The sequence below is a fragment of the Catellatospora sp. NPDC049609 genome, assembly GCF_040675365.1.
Lineage (GTDB): Bacteria > Actinomycetota > Actinomycetes > Mycobacteriales > Micromonosporaceae > Catellatospora.
Window position 1 is genome coordinate 1 of sequence record NZ_JBFAOU010000342.1, and the last position, 4084, is coordinate 4084.

Below are 4084 nucleotides of genomic sequence, written 5' to 3' on the forward strand. Positions count from 1 at the left end.
GGGCTCACGGTCGCGGCCTGCTTCATCCTGGTCGCGGGGCACCGGCCGGCGCACCCGGTCCTCGGCTGCGACCTGGCGGGCGAGCCGCACCCCCACCACCGGCGCCCGGCGCCGCAACGGCCGACCGGCTGATTCACCCCTCCCGTCGAGCGACGGCCGGAGGGGGACTGGGCGAGTCAAGGGCGGCTCACGCTTCGTAAGCTGATCGCGTGACTCCGGATCTCATCATCGCGCCCAGCATCCTCGCCGCCGACTTCGCCAGGCTCGCCGAGGAGGCGCGGGCGGTGCGCGGCGCCGCCGACTGGCTGCACGTGGACGTGATGGACAACCACTTCGTGCCCAACCTGACCATCGGGCCGCCGGTGGTGGAGAGCCTGCGCCGGGCCACGGACATCCCGTTCGACTGCCACCTGATGATCGAGGACCCGGTCCGCTGGGCGCCGGCCTACGCGGAGCTGGGGGCGTACAACGTCACCTTCCACGCGGAGGCGTGCGACGACCCGGTGGCGCTGGCCAAGGACCTGCGCGCGGCCGGGACGCTGGCCGGGCTCGCGATCGACCGGGACACCCCGATCGAGCCGTACCTGGAGCTGCTGCCGCACTTCGACACGCTGCTGGTGATGACCATCAAGGCCGGCTTCGGCGGGCAGCGGTTCATGCCGGAGCTGCTGGACAAGGTGCGGACGGCGCGCCGCCACGCGAACGCGGGCCACCTGGACATCCGCATCGAGGTGGACGGCGGCATCGCCGACGCGACCATCGAGCAGGCGGCGCTGGCGGGGGCGGACGCGTTCGTCGCGGGAACCGCGGTGTACGGAGCCGACGATCCGGCGCAGGCCTGTCGTAAACTGCGTGCTCTGGCCGAGGCGGCCCTCGCCCGGCAGACCACATCGGACAGTGGGGGCACGACAGTTTGACCATCGAGCCGCAGGCAGCCGGTCATGCCGAGGTGATCCTGGTCGTCGACGACGACCCCGACATCGTGCGGGTGGTCGAGGTCAACCTGCGCCTGCACGGGTTCGACGTGATGAGCGCGCACAGCGGCGCGGAGGCGCTGGCCCTGCTCGAACATCAGCGGCCCGACCTGGCGCTGGTCGACCTGATGATGCCCGAGATGGACGGGTTGGAGCTGACCCGGCGGCTGCGGGCCGACCCGATGGTCACCGCGCTGCCCATCATCGTGCTCACCGCGAAGGCGCTCACCTCGGACAAGGTGGCGGGCCTCGCGGCGGGGGCCGACGACTACATCGTCAAGCCGTTCGACACCTCCGAGCTGATCGCCCGGGTGCGCGCCACGCTGCGGCGCAACCAGGAGGCGCGGGAGGTGTCGCCGCTGACCGGCCTGGCCGGCAACACCCGCATCCTGCGGGAGATCGCCGACCGGCTGAAGGCGGGCGACGACTACGCCGTCTGTTACGTCGACATCGACCGGTTCAAGAGCGTCAACGACGTGTACGGCTTCGGCCGCGGCGACCTGTTCATCAGCGCGCTGGCGCGGGCGATGCGCCGGGCGACGGTGTCGGCGGGGCTGCCGCCGGCGTTCCTGGGCCACGTGGGCGGCGACGACTTCGTGGTGGTGTGCCATCCGTCGCAGCTGCAGGAGATCACCACGCGGGCGATCTACGACTTCCAGAAGGCCACCGACGCGCTCTACGACCCGATCGACTCGGCGCGCGGCTACATGGAGGTGGTGGACCGGCGCGGCAAGGTGTTCGAGGTCAACATGGTCACCCTGTCGATCGGGGTGGCCCTGTCCACCAGCCGCAACTTCGGCCACCCCAGCGAGGTGGTGGCGGTGGCCTCGGAGATGAAGGCGGCGGCGAAGAAGCACCACGGCAACTACGTCGCCATCGACCAGCGGTCGGACCGTCCGTGGACGGGGCCCCGGCCGGGTCGGCCACCAGGCGAACAGGCCGCGCCGCCGCTGCCCCAGCAGCGGATCACACCGAGCGACACCGCCGCCGAGGCGGGTCCGCCCGCGTGACACACTGGCCGCCGGTGGCCAGAGGGTGCCGGCCGCCTGAACGCAGGGAGGACGAATCGGGATGGGGCAGCTACCCGCGGTCAGTCCGGCCGAGGACAAGGCGATGGCGCGAGCGATCGAGCTGGCGGCGCGGGGCCTCGGCACGACCAGCCCCAACCCGGTGGTGGGCGCCGTGCTGCTGGATTCCGCGGGCCAGGTCGTGGGCGAGGGCTTCCACGTGTACGCGGGCGGCCCGCACGCCGAGATCGTGGCGCTGGCCCAGGCCGGCGAGAAGGCCCGTGGCGGCACCGCCGTGGTCACGCTCGAACCCTGCAACCACACCGGCCGCACCGGTCCCTGCACCCAGGCGCTGATCCGCGCCGGCGTCTCCCGCGTCGTGATCGCGGTCGAGGACCCCAACCCGCTGGCCGCCGGCGGCGAGCAGACGCTGCGCGACGCGGGCATCGAGGTCATCACGGGCGTGCGCCGCGCCGAGGCGGAGCAGGGCAACATCGCCTGGCTGACCTCGGTGCGCCGGGGGCGGCCGTACGTGATCTGGAAGACCGCCTCGACGCTCGACGGCCGGGCCGCCGCCGCCGACGGCACCAGCATGTGGATCACGTCCGAGGCGGCCCGGATGGACGTGCACCGGCTGCGCGGCACCGTCGACGCGATCATGGTCGGCGTCGGCACCGTGCTGGCCGACGATCCCCGGCTCACCACCCGTGACCTGCGCACCGGCAGCCTGGCGATCCGGCAGCCGCTCCGCGTGGTGATCGACTCCGACGGGCGTACGCCCGCCGACGCCCGCGTCCGCGATGGGGCCGCGCCGACCCTCATCGCCACCTCGGCGCTGCTCGGCAGCGACGAGTCCGGCCGGGTGGACCTGAAGGCGGTGCTCAGCGAGCTGCACCACCGGGGCATCCGCAGCGTGCTGCTGGAGGGCGGCCCGCGGCTGGCCGGGGCCTTCCTGGCGGCGGGCCTGGTCGATCTGATCATCTCGTACGTCGCGCCGAAGCTGCTGGGTGACGGGCCGGCCGCGCTCGTCGGCGCCGGGGTGACAACCATCACGGACGCCATCGATCTGGAAGTGTTAGATGTTGACCGGGTCGGGCCGGATCTGCGCCTGACCGCACGGCCGCGCGTGAGCGCGGACAGCGGCAACCTGTGACCCGAGCCGGACGCTCGTAACGCGACCGGCGCACGAGGAGGAACGAGTGTTCACCGGCATCGTGGAAGAGCTCGGCGAGGTCGTCCGCCTCGACTGGCAGGGCGACGGCGCGGTGGTCACCGTGCGGGGGCCGCTCGTGGTCACCGACGCCCGGCACGGCGACTCGATCGCCGTCAACGGCGTGTGCCTGACCGTGATCTCGACCGAGGGCGACACCTTCCGGACCGAGGTCATGAAGGAGACGTTCGACCGCAGCTCGCTCGGCTCGATCGCCCCCGGTGAGCGGGTCAACCTGGAGCGCGCGGTCACCGCCGCGACCCGGCTGGGCGGCCACATCGTGCAGGGCCACGTCGACGGCGTCGGCACCATCGCCTCCAAGCGCCCCGGCGGCGGCTGGGAGGATGTCCGGATCCTGCTCCCGGCGGGCCTGTCGCGGTACATCGTGGAGAAGGGGTCCATCACCGTCGACGGGATCTCGCTGACCGTGGTCGCGGTCGACGACGAGTCGTTCACGGTGAGCCTGATCCCGACCACGCTGGAGCTCACCACGCTCGGGCACAAGCAGCCCGGCGCCCTGGTGAACCTGGAGGTCGACGTGATCGCCAAGTACGTGGAGAAGCTGGTCGCGGCGCAGCGGGGAGCGAACTGATCATGGGGCTCGACACCATCGAGGACGCCATCGCGGCGATCAAGGCGGGCCGGCCCGTCGTCGTGGTCGACGACGAGGACCGCGAGAACGAGGGCGACCTGATCTTCGCCGCCGAGCTGGCCACCCAGGAGCTGGTCGCGTTCACCGTGCGCCACACCTCGGGCTACATCTGCGTGGCGATCACCGAGGACGAGGCGGACCGGCTCGAGCTGCCGCCCATGTACTACACCAACCAGGACCGGCGCGGCACCGCGTACTGCGTGACCGTCGACGCCCGCGAGGGCGTGTCCACCGGCATCTC

At 72.3% G+C, this 4084-nt stretch carries 5 protein-coding genes; all 5 read left to right on the forward strand.

The window, feature by feature from the left end; translation table 11 throughout:
• Positions 1-209: 209 nt before the first annotated feature.
• Positions 210-917 carry a ribulose-phosphate 3-epimerase gene (gene rpe / locus AB0J67_RS39640; protein WP_363490736.1) on the forward strand — a complete coding sequence of 236 codons (708 nt, stop codon included), beginning with the start codon at positions 210-212 and terminating at the stop codon, positions 915-917.
• Between the two features lie 2 nt (positions 918-919).
• Positions 920-1984 carry a response regulator gene (locus tag AB0J67_RS39645; RefSeq protein ID WP_363490744.1) on the forward strand — a complete coding sequence of 355 codons (1065 nt, stop codon included), beginning with the start codon at positions 920-922 and terminating at the stop codon, positions 1982-1984.
• A 61-nt stretch (positions 1985-2045) separates the two neighbouring features.
• A complete protein-coding gene (gene ribD, locus AB0J67_RS39650) occupies positions 2046-3134 on the forward strand; it encodes a bifunctional diaminohydroxyphosphoribosylaminopyrimidine deaminase/5-amino-6-(5-phosphoribosylamino)uracil reductase RibD (protein WP_363490738.1) in 1089 nt (362 codons plus the stop codon).
• A gap of 46 nt (positions 3135-3180) precedes the next feature.
• Positions 3181-3783, forward strand: coding sequence for a riboflavin synthase (locus AB0J67_RS39655; protein ID WP_363490740.1), 603 nt, complete (start codon positions 3181-3183; stop codon positions 3781-3783).
• A 2-nt stretch (positions 3784-3785) separates the two neighbouring features.
• Positions 3786-4084: 3,4-dihydroxy-2-butanone-4-phosphate synthase (locus AB0J67_RS39660; RefSeq protein ID WP_363490742.1), on the forward strand; the 299-nt coding region annotated here is incomplete at its 3' end.

Excerpts from the sequence above, each read along its gene's own strand:
- ribD (WP_363490738.1), top strand. The coding sequence starts at position 2,046 with ATGGGGCAGCTACCCGCGGTCAGTCCGGCCGAGGACAAGGCGATGGCG.